Origin of the sequence: Trichocoleus desertorum AS-A10, from assembly GCF_039962155.1 — a bacterium.
Lineage (GTDB): Bacteria > Cyanobacteriota > Cyanobacteriia > FACHB-46 > FACHB-46 > Trichocoleus.
Map to the genome: position 1 here is coordinate 345168 of NZ_JAMPKN010000003.1, position 16069 is coordinate 361236.

At 49.0% G+C, this 16069-nt stretch carries 14 protein-coding genes; 6 read left to right on the forward strand and 8 right to left on the reverse strand.

Features of this window, described 5'->3' with window-relative positions:
* Window positions 1-3: 3 nt before the first annotated feature.
* Complete coding sequence (locus NDA01_RS08295) at window positions 4-531, forward strand: GNAT family N-acetyltransferase (RefSeq protein ID WP_348227568.1); 528 nt, start codon at window positions 4-6, stop codon at window positions 529-531.
* A gap of 341 nt (window positions 532-872) precedes the next feature.
* The gene (locus NDA01_RS08300) at window positions 873-1631 is read left to right on the forward strand and encodes a HEAT repeat domain-containing protein (RefSeq protein ID WP_190562332.1); all 759 of its coding nucleotides are present in this window, start codon (window positions 873-875) and stop codon (window positions 1629-1631) included.
* A gap of 96 nt (window positions 1632-1727) precedes the next feature.
* On the opposite strand, the gene NDA01_RS08305 is transcribed toward NDA01_RS08300, so the two are convergent.
* Window positions 1728-2957 (reverse strand): BaiN/RdsA family NAD(P)/FAD-dependent oxidoreductase, encoded by a 1230-nt coding sequence (locus NDA01_RS08305; protein WP_348227569.1) that lies wholly within the window; start codon window positions 2955-2957, stop codon window positions 1728-1730.
* 74 nt (window positions 2958-3031) lie between these two features.
* On the reverse strand, window positions 3032-4453 hold the full coding sequence (locus NDA01_RS08310; protein WP_348227570.1) for a serine/threonine protein kinase: 1422 nt from the start codon (window positions 4451-4453) through the stop codon (window positions 3032-3034).
* A 420-nt stretch (window positions 4454-4873) separates the two neighbouring features.
* Between NDA01_RS08310 and NDA01_RS08315 the strand changes: the two genes are divergently transcribed.
* A complete protein-coding gene (locus NDA01_RS08315; protein ID WP_190433200.1) occupies window positions 4874-5467 on the forward strand; it encodes a PEP-CTERM sorting domain-containing protein in 594 nt (197 codons plus the stop codon).
* Window positions 5468-5594: 127 nt separating this feature from the next.
* Here the strand turns inward: NDA01_RS08315 and rd are convergent, their stop codons facing one another.
* Window positions 5595-5759: a rubredoxin gene (rd, locus tag NDA01_RS08320; RefSeq protein ID WP_190433202.1), complete on the reverse strand. Its 165-nt coding sequence runs from the start codon at window positions 5757-5759 to the stop codon at window positions 5595-5597.
* Between the two features lie 342 nt (window positions 5760-6101).
* Here rd and NDA01_RS08325 point away from each other — a divergent pair, with 342 nt between their 5' ends.
* Both NDA01_RS08325 and NDA01_RS08330 read left to right on the forward strand, forming a co-directional pair.
* Window positions 6102-7097, forward strand: a complete 996-nt coding sequence (locus NDA01_RS08325) for an alpha/beta fold hydrolase (protein WP_348227571.1) — start codon at window positions 6102-6104, stop codon at window positions 7095-7097.
* 80 nt (window positions 7098-7177) lie between these two features.
* Entirely contained in the window at window positions 7178-7429 is a 252-nt protein-coding gene (locus tag NDA01_RS08330; protein ID WP_348227572.1) for a hypothetical protein, read from the forward strand.
* A gap of 29 nt (window positions 7430-7458) precedes the next feature.
* Here NDA01_RS08330 and NDA01_RS08335 read toward each other — a convergent pair whose 3' ends face one another.
* The gene (locus NDA01_RS08335) at window positions 7459-8022 is read right to left on the reverse strand and encodes a Uma2 family endonuclease (RefSeq protein WP_348227573.1); all 564 of its coding nucleotides are present in this window, start codon (window positions 8020-8022) and stop codon (window positions 7459-7461) included.
* A gap of 105 nt (window positions 8023-8127) precedes the next feature.
* Between NDA01_RS08335 and NDA01_RS08340 the strand changes: the two genes are divergently transcribed.
* The gene (locus NDA01_RS08340; RefSeq protein WP_348227574.1) at window positions 8128-8790 is read left to right on the forward strand and encodes an endonuclease III domain-containing protein; all 663 of its coding nucleotides are present in this window, start codon (window positions 8128-8130) and stop codon (window positions 8788-8790) included.
* Window positions 8791-8873: 83 nt separating this feature from the next.
* Here the strand turns inward: NDA01_RS08340 and NDA01_RS08345 are convergent, their stop codons facing one another.
* From NDA01_RS08345 to psaA, 4 genes are all read right to left on the reverse strand, one after another.
* Window positions 8874-9413: a ComEA family DNA-binding protein gene (locus NDA01_RS08345; protein ID WP_348227575.1), complete on the reverse strand. Its 540-nt coding sequence runs from the start codon at window positions 9411-9413 to the stop codon at window positions 8874-8876.
* A 2-nt stretch (window positions 9414-9415) separates the two neighbouring features.
* A complete protein-coding gene (locus NDA01_RS08350; RefSeq protein ID WP_348227576.1) occupies window positions 9416-10771 on the reverse strand; it encodes a ParA family protein in 1356 nt (451 codons plus the stop codon).
* Window positions 10772-10919: 148 nt separating this feature from the next.
* Window positions 10920-13136, reverse strand: a complete 2217-nt coding sequence (gene psaB / locus NDA01_RS08355; protein ID WP_190434993.1) for a photosystem I core protein PsaB — start codon at window positions 13134-13136, stop codon at window positions 10920-10922.
* Between the two features lie 24 nt (window positions 13137-13160).
* Window positions 13161-15416, reverse strand: a complete 2256-nt coding sequence (gene psaA, locus NDA01_RS08360) for a photosystem I core protein PsaA (protein WP_190434996.1) — start codon at window positions 15414-15416, stop codon at window positions 13161-13163.
* Window positions 15417-16069 lie beyond the last annotated feature (653 nt).

A 16069-nucleotide genomic window follows, 5' to 3' on the forward strand; every position in this document is an offset into this window, starting at 1 on the left:
GCGGTGTCCTCACCGAAGCTATTGTTGCCAGGTTATTGGCTGCGTTCTGGCTCTGGCTTGGAGCGAGCGTTGCTGGTCAAGTTTATGCAGCGAACTTACCAGGAACTATATCCAGACCAAGATTTTTCTCACTTAGCGCAGACTGTGGAGCGCTACCTGACTCATGACAGTCCTGTCTGGTGGGTGGAGCTAGAGGAGCCAAGCCCTGCTACTTCTACGACTCTGTTGTCTCGTGCGGCTCTGTCACCCGTGGCCTGTCTATGGCTAGGTAACTCGGTTGACCAAGTGACAGGCGATCGCCATGCTTGTATCTTTTTGCTGTATGTCTTGCCAGAACATCGGCGGCGAGGGATTGCTGCGGCTCTAATTCAACATGCGATCGCTTGGTCCCAGGCAAGGGGCGATCGCCAACTGGGGCTGCAAGTATTTCAAGCCAACCAACCTGCGCTGAACTTATACCAAAAGCTAGGGTTTCAAACGCAGGCTTTATGGATGGTTAAGCCGTTGGAATCACCGTCCACCGAAGGGTAAGTATCGGTAACCAGGACTTTGGCAGAAAACTGGGTTTAAGTGGTACTAGCGCGATCGTCCTAGGCTTTGGCTCTGCGAGATTGCTAATGCGATCGCTAATATTTTCAGGAGTGTTGTAGCTCGCTACTACTACGGTTGGCTTAGATACTGCATTCTAGCCAAGATTGTTATATTTTTGCGAAGAAGTTATAGCTTACTCCTTCCGGCACTACTACCTCGCAAGTTAAGTTGGGATAGATTCAAAACTGCGAAATCATCCCCCAATTTTGCAGTTCCACTACCGCAAAAACTCTACCTGTTGACCTGCTCCTGCACCCCGCTAAGTGCTGTAAAGTGACAGTATGTATGATGATGACGACCTAACAGTACTCGATCTTGAGGCTGAACTGGAGAGCCCCCTCGACCGCATGGGGCCAATTGATGCTGAGTCTGAGACACCGAAGCCAAATCCAGAGGCAATGCTGGCGCTCTTAGACGCACCGGAGACCAACCAGCGGATGCTGGCAGCGAGAGCTTTTTGTGAGTTGCAGGATGATCGCGCAATTCCGCAATTGATTAGCTTGTTGCAGGATGCTTGTCCGTTGGTGCGAGTCAGTGCAGCCTATGGTTTGGGGCGGAATCCGAGTCATGATGCGGTGGAGCCGTTGATTGACCAACTGAATCGCGATTGGAATGGCTATGTGCGCAAAGGTGTGGTTTGGGCCTTGGGCAACTGCCGCGATCGCCGCTCTCTCTTGCCACTGATTGATGCGCTCAAAACTGATATCTCCGCCGTACGACTTTGGGCTGCGAGCGCCTTATCTCAGATGTCGGATGTGAACTACGAATCTGTGATTGCTGCAATTCCACCGCTGATCGAAGGCTTAAGACGCGATCCGGTGGCGGCAGTACGAAGCAATTGTGCGTGGTCGGTGGGGCAACTATGCCGCGAACTGCCTTCTAACGTTGTGTATGCCACGGCGATCGATGCCTTGATCGAAGCCTTTGCCGAGGATGAAGAACTGGGTGTCCAAGAAGATGCCAAAACCGCTTTGCTAAAAGTGGGTGATCCGCGTGGCTTGCAGGTGATTGAAGAAATCGAGCGCGATCGCTTGATATAACGGTGAGCTGCAACGGTTGGTGACTATGGCGATCTCACAAGACAATTTCACAACGCTGCTAGTAGCGATCGCACTCCGGCAGAACCAGAATGCTCATCAACCGATCGCCTGACCTGCCAACCAAGCAGTTGTCCAAGCGCTTTGAAAGTTGAAGCCGCCTGTAACCCCATCAATATCCAGAATCTCCCCGGCTAGGTAAAGCCCTGGACAGCAGCGGCTTTCCATCGTTTTGAAATCTACTTCTTTTAAGCTGACTCCGCCACAAGTGACAAACTCCTCCTTAAAAGCACCTTTACCTTTCACGGTATAGGAACCTTGAGTCAGTTCTTGCAGCAGTTGGTTTAGGGCTTTGTTAGAGAGTTCTGCCCAACGAGTTGTTTCTGTAATGCCAGCACTAGCAATCAACCGTTCCCACAGACGGCGAGGTAAGAGAACTGGGCAATTGGGGGCGATCGCTTTTCTGGGTAGCTGGGATTTCACTGCAAGCAATTGCTCCCGTAGGGCTTCTGGTTTGTATTGCGGCAACCAGTTGATTTGCAGAGTGCCTTGATAGCGACTGTCATGCAACGCCCTGGCTCCCCAAGCCGATAGTTTCAGTACCGCTGGCCCACTCAAACCCCAGTGCGTAATTAGTAATGGCCCGCTTTGCTCGAATTGCTCACCATTGCCTGTCCGCAAGCGCACTCGCACCGAAGCGGCAGAAACACCTGCTAAGTCGTGCAGACGCGGATCGGAAACATTAAAGGTAAACAAAGAAGGTACAGGAGGCGCTACTTGGTGGCCCAACTGTTTAGCGAGTTGATACCCTTGGGGACTGCTGCCTGTGGTGAGCAAGAGGCGATCGCAACTGAGGGTCTGTCCAGACTTTAACGCCACCTCAAAGCCAGGATCTAAGCGAGTAATTCCCGCCACCGGAACCCCGGTGCGAATTTCAACTCCTGCCGCCTTAGCCGCATGAATGAAGCAATCCACAATGGTTTCTGAATCATCGGTGGTGGGAAACATTCGCCCATCGGGTTCGGTTTTCAGTTCCACACCATGCTGATCTAGCCAAGCAATCATGTCTCGTGGCTGGAAACGGGTGAAAGCTCCCCGCAACGCTTTGCCGCCCCTGGGGTAGTACTGCGTTAAAACGGCTGGGTCAAAACAGGCATGGGTCACGTTGCAGCGCCCGCCCCCTGAAATGCTAACTTTGGGCAAAAGTTGACGGCCTGCTTCTAGCAGCATGACTTGCGCGTGGGGGTGCGCCTCAGCACAGGCGATCGCACCAAAAAAGCCTGCCGCTCCGCCCCCAATCACTAAAACTTTTAACGGTCGTGAAGACAAAGGAATTCTAACCCTGATTGCAAATCCTTGATTCTAGGCTAACGCTTCGGTTTCACAAAAAGCTGAAGCCAGCGCTAATCTCTCTTTTTGCCGTCTCCCTTCTCCTGCTCTTTAGCTCGCTGCTTTTCTTGTTTTTCTGCTTCTCGTGCTGCTTCTGCGGCTTGTTCTTCTGCCTCCTGCTGTTGCTCTGCGGCTTTTTCGTCTGGTGGTTCAGGAGGAATGTTCTCAGATTCTGGAGGTAGAGAGGGACTAGTTGACGGAGGTGCAGGTTCTAAGTCGCCTTCTGGTTCAGGAGAAGTTGGAGCGGGCGGTTCAGGCTCGTCGGGGGGTGATGGCTCAGGAGCCTCTGGTAGCACCAGGGGTGTAGGGGCAGAGATTGCTTCTGGAGCGGGAGTTGCAGCTTCTTGAGTTGAAGTTGGGCTGGAAGGCGGAGCGACAGGACTCGGTTGGGCTACGGAAGGGTTTGAAGTGGAGGGTTGTCTGGCAACTAAGGCTCCTACCGTTGCAGCTACGATCGCTGCCAGTCCACCAATCAGCACGTACCGCCAGAGTTGGGAGCGAGGAGATGCAGCAACGACCGTAGGAACTGACCGAGGAGCTGGCCGAGAAACTGGCCGATGTTGCGGAATTACGGCCACCGTTGCCGCTTGGGTGGTAGCGGAGGGAGTTGGCTGACTGGCAAATTGAGAGTCAGGTAGCAACTGGAGCCACTCATCAACACTGGCTGGGCGTAATTGAGGTTCGACCGCCATGCCCCTGACGACCGCTTGGTTGACCCTAGCACTCAAGTCCGATCGCCATTCTCTGGGTTCTCGGAGGGGTTGGCGATCGCGAAGAATTGAGGGGGCAGGGACTTGAGCTGTCAGCAGCATGTAGAGAGTGGCTGCTAAGCCATAAACATCAGTGGCAGGGGTGCGCTTCTCCTGGGGCAGATATTGCTCAATGGGAGCGTAACCAGGTGATACGAAGCTGGTATGAGTCTGCACCGCTCCCGGCGAAAACTCCCGCGCAATGCCAAAGTCGATCAAAATCACTTGATCGGTTCCTTGGCGCAAAATCAAGTTCTGAGGCTTCACATCTCGGTGCAGTAGACCATTCTGATGGACAACTTTTAGTGCTAGCCCAATCTGACGAATATAGTGAATCGCAGTAGCCTCGCCCAGGGGCGTATTCGGCAGAACGACAGCATCCAAGGTAGCTCCGGGAATATACTCCATCACAATGAAGGGCAGACCGTTTTCTGTGAAGAAGTCCATGACCCGAACAATATTGGGATGGATACACAACGCTAGCCTTTTCGCCTCATCCTGAAACTGCTGTTGCGATTGAGCAAAGTTGGGATCTCGGCGGAGAGACGCATCAAGCGTTTTGATCACCACAGGTTGCGCCAGCGAGTGCAGGATGGCTTTATAGGTAACGCCAAATCCGCCGCGCCCCAGCTCTTGCTCAACTGTATACTTGCCGTTTTGGAGGTGACTACCAACTAGAGTGCTCATACCGCGTTTAGAACCACAAACCTGCGACCTCAATCAGCCTAACCTGCGATCGCTGACTCTAAACACTAGCCTCATAATTACTGAATGTTCTTCGACTAACCTAGTGAAATTGCAGCGATAAACTCCAGCGAAGCCGACTAGCTGAAATCAAGCTGCCGTAATCCCACTCATCTGACCATTTGAGGTTGTCTTTACTACGTCAGCACACTAGCATTCCTAATTGTTGAACTCCACTTCTGCTACGTAGAAATACAGCTCGGACTTCCTATTTTCAAGGGCTGTTAAAGATTTTTTTGTCCGAAAGCTCTTCATCCTTGTGCTTGCTAGCTTAGTAAAGCCGTCATCTCTCTGTAAATACTTATACAACTGAGACGGCCCAATCACTAGCGTCTATCATCCTTGGGATATCAGAGAATAACCATGCGATTCACTTCCTTCACGAAGCTTCCTCTACTGGCAGTTAGCCTACTGGCACTTTCGGCGATTCCTGCCCAAGCCGCAAATTGCTCCGCTGGCACAGTCACTGCCTTTGGCCTTGGTACTTCCACCTCTTGTATCGGCTCATTCGATGGTAATGATGCTCAAGGAGATGGCTCAGGAGCACTCTTTGGTAAGTTATCAACCGGAGTTTTTGCAGGAATTACGGATTGGGCCTTTGTCGGCAAATCAGATGCGGGGGCCTTTGATGTTACCTCTGGCAACTCTGGCACTTGGAGCGTTGATACCGCTTTAACAGGTCCGTTTGTGCTCAGCTTGAAAGCTTCCAATTCCTGGAGCGCTTATTTCTTCGATGGCTCCAGCGATCCTTTTTCCGTGCTGAGTGGCAAGTGGTCCACAGCTGGAGTGTCTACAAATCGCAAAGGCATCGCTCAAGACCTATCGCACGCCACAATTTATCGAGCTGTGGTCAAGACCCCAGAAGAACCCACCAGTGTCCCTGAGCCTTCCGCAACTGCAGCGCTTGGATTGGTTGCGATTGGTACCTTCGCATGGCTTAAGCACAAGCAGAGTTAGAACGCCGGGTTGAGCCAGTTCCCAAGACATCAAGTCCACTAATATTTGATGTGATCGAGTTCTAGCGATCGCTGGCTTTTCCTCATTAATTTGCCACAGTGCCCTGAATGCCCTAAATTGTTGAGGTTTAAGATTCCTGTGGCTCAAAATCGTCTTTAGTAGCTCCACATAGCGGGCAAATCCAATCCTCTGGTAAATCGGCAAAGGCGGTACCGGGAGCAATTCCTGAGTCTGGATCACCTACGGCTGGATCATAAACGTAGTTACAAACTGTACAGACGTAGCGCTGCATCTTCACTCCTGCCAATCACTGTGCTGCCATCGTACAAGCTCATCGCATTTACTTGCATAAAGAAGCGGCAAAATTCTAGAGTGATACAATCCCTGCATCCAGCTAGCAGTACGAAAAACTCATGGCTATGAGACGCAGCAGAAGTGTTGCAACTGGCTTTTTGAGGGATTTTCAAAAATTTGCGCTGAAAGGAGTTTTCTAAGTTTTGCGATCGCTAAAACTTTGCGACAAGACTTTGCCAAAACAGCTATGAATCCTAGGTGGTTTTGGGATTGCTAGGATTTAAGGACAGGAGCTAAGGATGACTGGGCTAGTAATGGATGGCCTAGTTAATCCAGACTCATGTTTTGGCAAAGTTATCCAGGCAAAGAGGCAGAAATGGTACAGGATTGGTGGCAGGCAACCTTTCCACAGGGCCGACAGCAAATCCAGATTTTAGATGCGAGTGGTTATCCAGTAGCGATCGCCTATGGAGAAAAAGGCAGTGGCCCACCCCTGATTTTGGTTCATGGCGCTGCCAGCTGGAGTTATGCTTGGCGAGATTTGATTGATCCGTTATCGCAGCACTTTCGGGTCATTTGTTTTGATGCCAAAGGTTATGGCTTTTCTGAGCAAATTCGCCACTCTGAAGTTCCAGGGCATCAGCTCGTGGAGCTGGCGCGAATTATTCAAGCGTTGTGTCCTGAACCTGCGATCGTCGTGGGCCAGTCATTAGGAGCTTTAACCGCGATCGCTTTAGCGGAAACCTACCCAGAATTAGTCGCTCAGTTAGTGGTGATCAATGTCCCCATCTTTCCAAAGCGCTTGCCGACTTGGGGTATGCAGTGGATGGCCGACATCCCGCTGACGTTGGTGCAATGGGTAGATGAATTGCAGCTAGCGCGTCCAGTCACGCCACTGGTGCATTTACTAGTAAAAATTGCTCGCCTCGAAGTAATGGTAGACCCCACTTCTACATCTCCAGAGGAAATTTATTGGTTGACCTACCCCTACACTGAGATTCCGGGAGCCATGACGCAATTTGCCGTAGATATGCGCCAATCTGCCCGCGAAATTCAAGCTTTGCTGGCAGGACAGCCGAACCAAATTACACCGATTCAAGATAATCTAGGCGCGATCGCTTGTCCAACTTTGATTCTTTGGGGCAAAGACGATCGCTGGTTTCCCCTGAGTAACGGGGAGGAACTGCATGCTCGCCTACCTCATGCTCAATTTCAAGTCATTATTAATTGTGGACACGATGCGGCTGTATGCTGCCCAGATGCTATTAGTGACGCAATTCTTCACTTTTTGAGCGATTCTTACCTACTACGACCCACAAGTTCCTCACCAGCTTAATGCTTGTGATAGAAGCCCTTAACGCGATCGCTCAGCCATAATTCTCTCTACAAACTGTAAAATTGAGCACGAGAGCGTTTATGACAAAAGAAGTTACTGATGCTGAGGGAATTACCTGGAGCTGTATTCAAGCTTATGCGGGTCTTTCCCAAACCGCCGAGAATCAGGAAGCCGCGAAAGTCAACGAAGACAAGGACACCTATCGAGTAGTCTGTACTCCGAGTGGTGGAGCACAATCGGTACGGCTAGAGTTACAGGGCGATTGGGAAAGCTCTTACTCTGATGATCAACTGCTGCAAGAGATTGCAAAACAGCGGCAAACAGAGAGTTAAGCGATCGCGTTTAGCTATAGCAAGAATCATCACTGAACCGACGACAACATCTCTCGTACCGCAATCGCACAATTGGGGAAGGCTAACGGAGCCACGTTCATTGCATCTGCCAAGATTAACTCTTGCTGATAACCGCTAGAACTGGGTGAGCGAAACACATGCAATTGGCGATCGTTAATATCCAGCACCCAGTAATCGGCAATGTCCGATTGAGCATAGAGGAGCGCCTTAGTCTTGAGGTCACGCTGAAGCGTTGTATCCGCCACCTCAATCACTAAATACAGGTCCGACGGTTTGGGGTGATGATCTTCGTAATAGCGCGAATCAAGCTTAACGACGGCGATATCTGGCTCTGGTTCAGAATGGTTGTCTAACTGGATCGGGTCTTGCAGCCGCAATAATACCTGGTTACCTAAGCAACTTCGCAACAATAATTCCATGCGAGTCACTGCGGCACTGTGGGCGGTTCCTTTGGCTGCCATCCGAACTATTTGTCCTGCAATTAATTCAACCCGTTCCTCAGCACCCAGAATTCCGGTTTCTGTCATCCGGTGATACTCTTGCACCGTTAATAAGCGAAGTTCCAGAACCATACAACTCGCGAGGGTGGTTTCACTTTACAGTTTAGCCTTAGCAAGCTCCACAAAAGCGATCGCTGATCTACCCTGAAAAGCATAGAGGGTGTGAGGGAGAATACCGTGGCAGAGAAGCAATCATTTGATATTGACATCGCGATCGCCCAGATTCGGCAGGCTGTAGAACCTTTACCTAAAGCTGCATTGTTTGAACTCGCTGAGGAAGGCTATAACTCTGTCTTCGAGCTTTTGGTGGCTTGCATGATCTCGATTCGCACTCGCGACGAAACCACCTTACCCGTATCACGTCGCCTCTTTCAGCAAGCTCGAACTCCCGTAGAAGTTAGCCAACTCACGATCGCCGAAATTGACCAACTGATTAGCGACTCCACTTTTCACGAAGGCAAAGCCCCTCAGATTCACGCGATCGCCCAACAAGCGGTAGCAGAACACAACGGAGTTCTACCCTGCGACCTCAACACCCTACTTTCCTTCAGTGGTGTTGGCCCTAAATGCGCTCATCTGGTTTTGGGCATTGCTTGCAATCAGCCTTACATCAGTGTGGATATTCACGTCCATCGCGTCACCAATCGCTGGGGCTACGTCCACACTCGCACCCCCGAAAAAACTTTGGTAGCCCTAGAGAAGCAATTACCGCTTAACTATTGGATTGAAATTAATCGGTTGCTGGTGCCTTTTGGCAAACATATTTGTACAGGCGATCGCCCCCGTTGTTCCACTTGCCCAGTTTTGGAGATGTGTCAGCAAGTTGGTATCAAAGAGTAATAGTCTTAACCTTCTAGAAATGTTAGAAATAGCTTCATTGTTATATCCTCTTGATTGCTATCTTTGGATAAATACATAACAAATTAACGGGCTTTGATTTTTTTATACGACTTTACCCAGTTCAAAGATCTTTTGATGCCTAATTTCTTCTGCATATCCTCCTTGGAGGAGTAAGGACGGTTTTCTACTATAAGTTTTGCGTATTTATCCTTGATTCCTGGAATCAAGGTAAGTTTAGATTCTCTATGATTAATAAATTCCAAGAAACTATCTATGTCTTGTAGCTCAATAATCTCTGTATTTAATTGTAACTGTGCAAGTATATCTTCTAAGAACGCCTCTACTTCTAATCTTTGAGCTGCGATAAGAAAAACCCAAATCCTCTCAACTTCTGACTGTACAGCAGCTCTATAAATTGACGAACCAGTCATTAGACGATATTGATCCTCATTTTCCGTAAGACAAACAATCGGAAGAATCCAGTTAAAACCCTGGCGCTTCAGTGTATTTGCAACTTTTTCAATAGCTACACTAGAAGTGGAGAAAATATCTTGAGGAACTTCTATCTGATTTAGAGCAACTAAACTTGGTTTGCTTTCAATTCCGCTGTAAAGCTTGACCATACTTATAACCCCATAGTACTTTCAATCTGATTAATTCTTGAGACTATCTCTTGCGTTAAAGCTGTAAATTGCTTCGCTACACTACCTGCACCTTTATTTTGCTCAGCAAACAGGGAAAGAGGTTGTCGAACGTCAGAAGCTTGCCCTACAGAGATTGTTCTTTTAACTTCTGGCAATATAGGAATTCCTTGAAATGTCTTACTAACTAACTGCTTAATCGTATTATGCAGCTTTACATTCTCAGTCATCATTGGAACAATTCCGAGAATAATTCCTCGTTTACCACTCATTTCATCTAGAACTTCTCTAGCCCGTTTAAGGGGAGTTCTGATTCCGTAAACTGAAAGATACTCCATTTGAGACGGGATTAGAACATATTGAGATGCGTATAAGCCATTACTAGCAATAGTAGTAGCACTTGGTGGTGTATCAATAATTGCATAATCATAATCTCCTGCAAGACCAGATTGACGGAGCGCTTTATCAAGCCGCTTTTCGCGTATGCCAATTAAGTTTGCAAGAGCAGCATCATTAGTCTTATAGCTACTTGGTAAAACATCAACCCTGCCGTGACAACCAATATTGTCTAGCAGTTGATTCAAGTATGAGCAATGGATATATTCTTTATAGTTAAAGCCAGGTAAATCATAATCTTTTAGGAACTCTACAACTTCTTTCCTTTCTTTAAAGGAATCCAATATTCTCTCAAACTCATCTAAGCTAGATGCTTTATCAAGCTCATTAGCCTTGTTGACTCCCAAAGATAAACTGGCGTTTGCTTGATCATCTAAATCAATTACTAAAACTCTGTTGCCCTGCTTTGCTAATTCATATGCAATGTTGGTGACTAGAGTAGTTTTACCAACTCCCCCCTTAGAGGTGTGAACTGAAATTGTTCTCATCCGAATAGTGTCCAAAAAATTTCTAAGAAAGTTTGCAACAGGTTGTGGATTTAACGGACTTTCGATATTACATTGGCATATTAGCTTAACCTGCCAGTTATTGTATTCATGTACTTCTACAAGATAGGGATCAATTAAAACTCCAAACCTTGTAGATGAGTATTTTAAGTATTTCTCTAGTTGGATTCGGGCATCATCATCAATACGGGTATTGGCGGTCTTAACCTCAACCAAAAAGTTAAGGCATCTGCCAATATCTTCTATAAGGAAGTCTACTTCTTGAGTAGTTTCCTCTATTTGGTTATTTACGTTAAATCGAGGTACCTTAACTTTGAATTCTGGTACCCAATGAGAATACCCGCTCTTACTAGGAAGCCCCGCTAGTCGTAATATTTCTTGGACAAGGTGTAAAGATACATAAGCTTCATTGTTCCATTCTGATGCCAGAGCTACCATGCTTCAGTTCTAAATACTTAGTAAATCGCTTCTGATTAATAGAAGTATTCCCAGTAAAGCAACAGGTTTAGAAAAACAAAACTCCCCCACTTTGCAGCAGGGGAGTTCCTATTAACCTATACAGCTAACGCGAGTCAATCGGTGAAGATTAACCGAACTTGCTGGCCGTAGAGGCGATGAGGAAAGCGGCGTAGGTGAGAACGTAGCCAACCGTGAAGTGGACTAGACCAGTCAACCAGCCTTGAACAATAGACAGAGCAACAGGCTTGTCCTTCCAGCGAACCAGGTTAGCTAGAGGAGTACGCTCGTGCGCCCAAACCAAGGTTTCGATCAATTCTTGCCAGTAACCTCTCCAGGAGATCAAGAACATGAAACCAGTTGCCCAAACCAGGTGTCCGAAGAGGAACATCCAGCCCCAGACCGCCAGGTTGTTCATGCCATAGGGGTTGTACCCGTTGATCAGCTGAGCAGAGTTCAGCCAGAGGTAGTCGCGTAGCCAGCCCATGAGATAAGTAGAAGACTCATTAAACTGAGCTACGTTGCCTTGCCATACAGCCAGATGCTTCCAGTGCCAGTAGAAGGTGACCCAACCCAGGGTGTTCAGCATCCAGAAGACAGCAAGGTAGAACGACTGTTCCCAAGCAGAGGTTTGGCAAGTGCCGCCTCGTCCGGGGCCGTCGCAAGGGAAGGTGAAACCGAAGTCCTTTTTATCGGGCATCAGTTTGGTACCGCGAGCATCCAACGCACCCTTGACGCAAATCAAGGTCGTAACGTGCAGACCCAGAGCGATCGCATGGTGAACTAGGAAGTCGCCAGGACCGATGGTCAAGAAGAGGGAGTTGGTGCCGCTGTTGATGGCATCGAGCCAACCAGGCAGGTAAGTAGCGCCAGCATTGGAAGCAACACTATCCGCATTTGATAGCAGAGTGTTGAAGCCATAGAGAGCCTTACCGTGGGAAGCCTGAATGAACTGAGCGAATACAGGCTCAATCAGGATTTGCTTTTCAGGAGTACCGAAAGCAACTACAACGTCGTTGTGGACGTATAGACCTAGGGTGTGGAAACCCAGGAAGAGAGATACCCAGCTCAGGTGAGAGATGATCGCTTCTTTGTGACGGAGGACGCGATCGAGCACGTTGCCTTTGTTCTGATCTGGATCGTAGTCACGAACCCAGAAGATAGCGCCGTGAGCGAACGCACCAATCATTAAGAAGCCTGCAATGTACTGGTGATGGGTGTACAGAGCTGCCTGAGTGGTAAAGTCCTTCGCCATGAAGGCGTAAGGAGGCATCGCATACATATGCTGCGCGACCAAAGAAAGCACAGTTCCTAGCGCTGCTAAGTGAATGCCTAATTGGAAGTGCAGAGAGTTGTTGTAGGTATCGTACAAGCCTTGGTGAGGCAAGTTACCTTGACCTTCGGTCTTAGCGCCAAAGAAGTTCTTGGCGTTCAACATGTCTTTGATGTTGTGACCAATTCCGAAGTTGGTGCGGTACTGGTGTCCAGCAATGATGAAGATCACTGCGATCGCCAAGTGGTGGTGAGCCATATCAGTCAGCCACAAGGACTGAGTCTGAGGGTGGAAGCCACCCAAGAAAGTCAGGATTGCATTACCCGAACCCTCAGCAGTACCAAACAGATGTTGAGCACTGTCTGGGTTCTCTGCATAAACACCCCAGTTACCTGTGAAGAAGGGACGTAGACCTTCTGGGTGAGGCAGAGTCGTCAGGAAGTTATCCCAACCCACATGCTGTCCACGAGATTCAGGGATAGCGACGTGAACCAAGTGACCAGTCCAAGCCAAAGAGCTAACACCAAACAAACCAGCGAGGTGGTGGTTCAGGCGAGACTCAGCATTCTTGAACCAAGAGAGGCTAGGACGGAACTTGGGCTGGAGGTGCAACCAACCTGCGAACAAGAAGACCGCAGAGAGGATGAGCAAGAATACGGAACCTTGGTAGAGGTCACCGTTGGTGCGCATCCCGATGGTGTACCACCAGTGATAAACACCAGAGTAAGCCACGTTAACCGGGCCAGAAGCGCCACCTTGAGTGAACGCATCAATCGCAGGTTGACCAAAGTGGGGGTCCCAAATCGCGTGAGCAATGGGACGGACATTCAGTGGATCTTTGATCCAGGTTTCGAAGTTACCTTGCCAGGCGACGTGGAACAGGAGGCTAGAAGTCCACAGGAAGATGATTGCCAAGTGACCGAAGTGGGAAGCGAAAATCTTTTGGTAAAGATTTTCTTCCGTCATGCCGTCATGGCTTTCAAAGTCGTGAGCCGTTGCGATCCCGTACCAAATCCGACGTGTAGTCGGGTCTTGAGCGAGGTCCTGGCTAAATTTAGGGAATTTAGTTGCCATAGTTTTAGGGAGTCCTCCTCGCCCTTATCCTATCGAAATTGATCGAGCTAGGAAGAATGCCCAGGTTGTGACAATTCCTCCCAGGAGGAAGTGAGCCACCCCTACAGCACGACCTTGAATGATGCTCAAAGCACGAGGCTGGATAGAAGGAGCCACTTTCAGTTTGTTGTGAGCCCAGACAATAGACTCAATCAGTTCTTGCCAGTAGCCGCGACCGCTGAACAGGAACATGAGACTGAATGCCCAAACGAAGTGAGCACCGAGGAACAGCAAGCCATAAGCAGACAGCGCTGTACCGTAGGACTGAATGACCTGAGAAGCTTGTGCCCAGAGGAAGTCACGCAACCAACCGTTGATCGTGATTGCACTTTGAGCAAAGTTGCCACCCGTGACGTGAGACACGGTGCCATCAGGATTGACAGTACCCCACACATCCGATTGCATCTTCCAGCTGAAGTGGAAAATTGCGATCGAAATGGAGTTGTACATCCAGAACAAACCTAGGAAGACGTGGTCCCAACCAGAAATTTGGCAGGTGCCGCCACGACCAGGACCGTCGCAAGGGAAACGGAAACCCAGGTTGGCTTTGTCAGGAACTAGGCGAGAGCCGCGAGCGAAAAGTACGCCCTTCAGCAGGATCAAGACAGTGACGTGAATGGTGAACGCATGGATGTGGTGAACCATGAAGTCCGCCGTACCCAAGGCGATTGGCATCATTGCGACCTTGCCACCGACAGCAACCGCACCACCACCAAACGCATAGCTAGCAGGAGCCAGCGCGTTAGGAGCAGTACCACCTGGGGCTAAGGTGTGAACATTTTGAATCCACTGGGCAAAGATAGGCTGCAATTGAATTGCAGAATCCGAGAACAAATCTTGGGGACGACCCAAAGCCCGCATCGTGTCGTTGTGAACGTACAGACCGAAGCTGTGGAGGCCCAAGAAAATGCACACCCAGTTGAGGTGAGAAATGATGGCATCCCGATGACGCAGGACGCGATCTAGGAGGTTGTTTTGGTTTACGACTGGGTCGTAGTCACGCACCATGAAGATCGCAGCGTGAGCAGCTCCACCAACGATGAAGAAGCCACCAATCCACATGTGATGAGTGAAGATGGAAAGCTGTGTCGCGTAGTCCGTCGCCAAGTATGGGTACGGAGGCATTGCGTACATGTGCTGAGCCACGATGATGCTCAAGGAACCAACCATTGCTAGGTTGATCGACAGTTGAGCGTGCCAAGAAGTGGTCAGATTTTCATAAAGACCTTTATGGCCTTCGCCTGTAAAGGGACCTTTATGATTTTCCAGAATGGTTTTGATGCTGTGGCCAATACCCCAGTTGGTACGGTACTGGTGACCAGCAATCAGGAATAGAACTGCGATCGCCAAATGGTGATGTGCAGTGTCAGTTAGCCATAAACCACCTGTCACTGGATTCAGACCACCCTTAAAGGTCAGGAAGTCTGCATACTCACCCCAGTTCAAGGTGAAGAAAGGAGTTAGACCCTTAGCAAAGCTGGGGAAAATCTCTGCCATTAAGTTGGAGTTCAGGATGAACTCGTGGGGCAGAGGAATCTGATCAGCTGGAACACCTGCATCTAGCAAGGCATTGATAGGCAGTGCTACGTGGATTTGGTGACCAGCCCAAGATAGCGAGCCCAAACCGAATAGACCAGCCAAGTGGTGGTTGAGCATAGACTCAACGTTTTGGAACCACTCCAGCTTCGGAGCCCGTTTGTGGTAGTGGAACCAGCCAGCAAACAGCATCAGAGCAGCTGCTACCAGACCACCGATAGCGGTGACATATAGCTGGTAGGTATTAGTAAAGCCAGCAGCGCGCCAGATATAGAAGAAACCAGAGGTAATCTGAATACCTTGGAAACCGCCGCCTACGTCTGCATTCAAAATTTCTTGGCCAAAAATCGGCCAAACCACTTGAGCGCTAGGTTTAACGCCTAGAGGGTTAGCCAGCCAAGCTTCATAGTTTGAAAAGCGAGCGCCATGAAAATACATCCCGCTGAGCCAGATGAACACTACAGCCAGGTGGCCAAAGTGAGCACTGAAGATTTTACGGGATACGTCTTCTAAGTCACTAGTATGACTATCAAAATCGTGAGCGAGGGCATGAAGATTCCAAATCCAAGTAGTGGTTTTGGGTCCTCGAGCGAGGGTCCGGTCAAAGTGCCCTGGTTGCGCCCACTTCTGGAAAGAAGTAGGAACTGGGTCTTTGTCAACGACCACCCTTGCTTTAGCCTCTCGCTCCTGTGGACTAACTGCCATTGAGACTCTCCTCTCTTTAGACAAGGAACGAGGAATCTCCCACCCTCAGAGGTGCTGTGAATTCACCTAGAGCCCTTTTCTGAACCGTTACAGAAGCCGCATCCAAGTTTATGAGACCTGAACTAAGCTTTGTAACCCCATCTGAATTTGGGATTCAGAAAAGAATGCAATCGCCATCATTATCGTCCCGCGAGAGGTTGAAGTATGATGCGGAGTGCCTGAGGGGAGCTTCAAGGTGAATTATAGGCTTGCCTTAGGTTGGGTTTACGTAGCAGTTAACAATAATTCAAGTTGTCTAAACCATTAGTGGGTCTGAGCTTGACGTTTTGTGATGCTGAGCAAAATGTCAAGGAGATTTGCATAAGTTCACATAGCGCTAAGAAGTGTAAAAAAATGATCGCTAGTAAAGCCCACTTTTAGGTCAGGTTACTCCTACTGCACGCTGCGACACGCTCTAGCTAAATTGGCTGAAAAGCAGGCGAACTAGCTTTTTCCAAGTGACAAGACCTGGGAATATAGGTTTTAGCCTTAGAGTAATATCGTGCTGTAACTCCGCAATGACTCATACTCAACTGAGGTCCAATCGGGGAGTGAAAGCCTTTTTCGTTATAGTTCCTTAGGAACGACTTGCGTAAAGATTTTTGATGTCGGTC

Coding starts and splice junctions, on each gene's coding strand:
- NDA01_RS08300 (WP_190562332.1), top strand. CDS start 873: ATGTATGATGATGACGACCTAACAGTACTCGATCTTGAGGCTGAACTG.
- NDA01_RS08310 (WP_348227570.1), bottom strand. CDS start 4,453: ATGAGCACTCTAGTTGGTAGTCACCTCCAAAACGGCAAGTATACAGTT.
- NDA01_RS08315 (WP_190433200.1), top strand. CDS start 4,874: ATGCGATTCACTTCCTTCACGAAGCTTCCTCTACTGGCAGTTAGCCTA.
- rd (WP_190433202.1), bottom strand. CDS start 5,759: ATGCAGCGCTACGTCTGTACAGTTTGTAACTACGTTTATGATCCAGCC.
- NDA01_RS08325 (WP_348227571.1), top strand. CDS start 6,102: ATGTTTTGGCAAAGTTATCCAGGCAAAGAGGCAGAAATGGTACAGGAT.
- NDA01_RS08330 (WP_348227572.1), top strand. CDS start 7,178: ATGACAAAAGAAGTTACTGATGCTGAGGGAATTACCTGGAGCTGTATT.
- NDA01_RS08335 (WP_348227573.1), bottom strand. CDS start 8,022: ATGGTTCTGGAACTTCGCTTATTAACGGTGCAAGAGTATCACCGGATG.
- NDA01_RS08345 (WP_348227575.1), bottom strand. CDS start 9,413: ATGGTCAAGCTTTACAGCGGAATTGAAAGCAAACCAAGTTTAGTTGCT.
- NDA01_RS08350 (WP_348227576.1), bottom strand. CDS start 10,771: ATGGTAGCTCTGGCATCAGAATGGAACAATGAAGCTTATGTATCTTTA.
- psaB (WP_190434993.1), bottom strand. CDS start 13,136: ATGGCAACTAAATTCCCTAAATTTAGCCAGGACCTCGCTCAAGACCCG.
- psaA (WP_190434996.1), bottom strand. CDS start 15,416: ATGGCAGTTAGTCCACAGGAGCGAGAGGCTAAAGCAAGGGTGGTCGTT.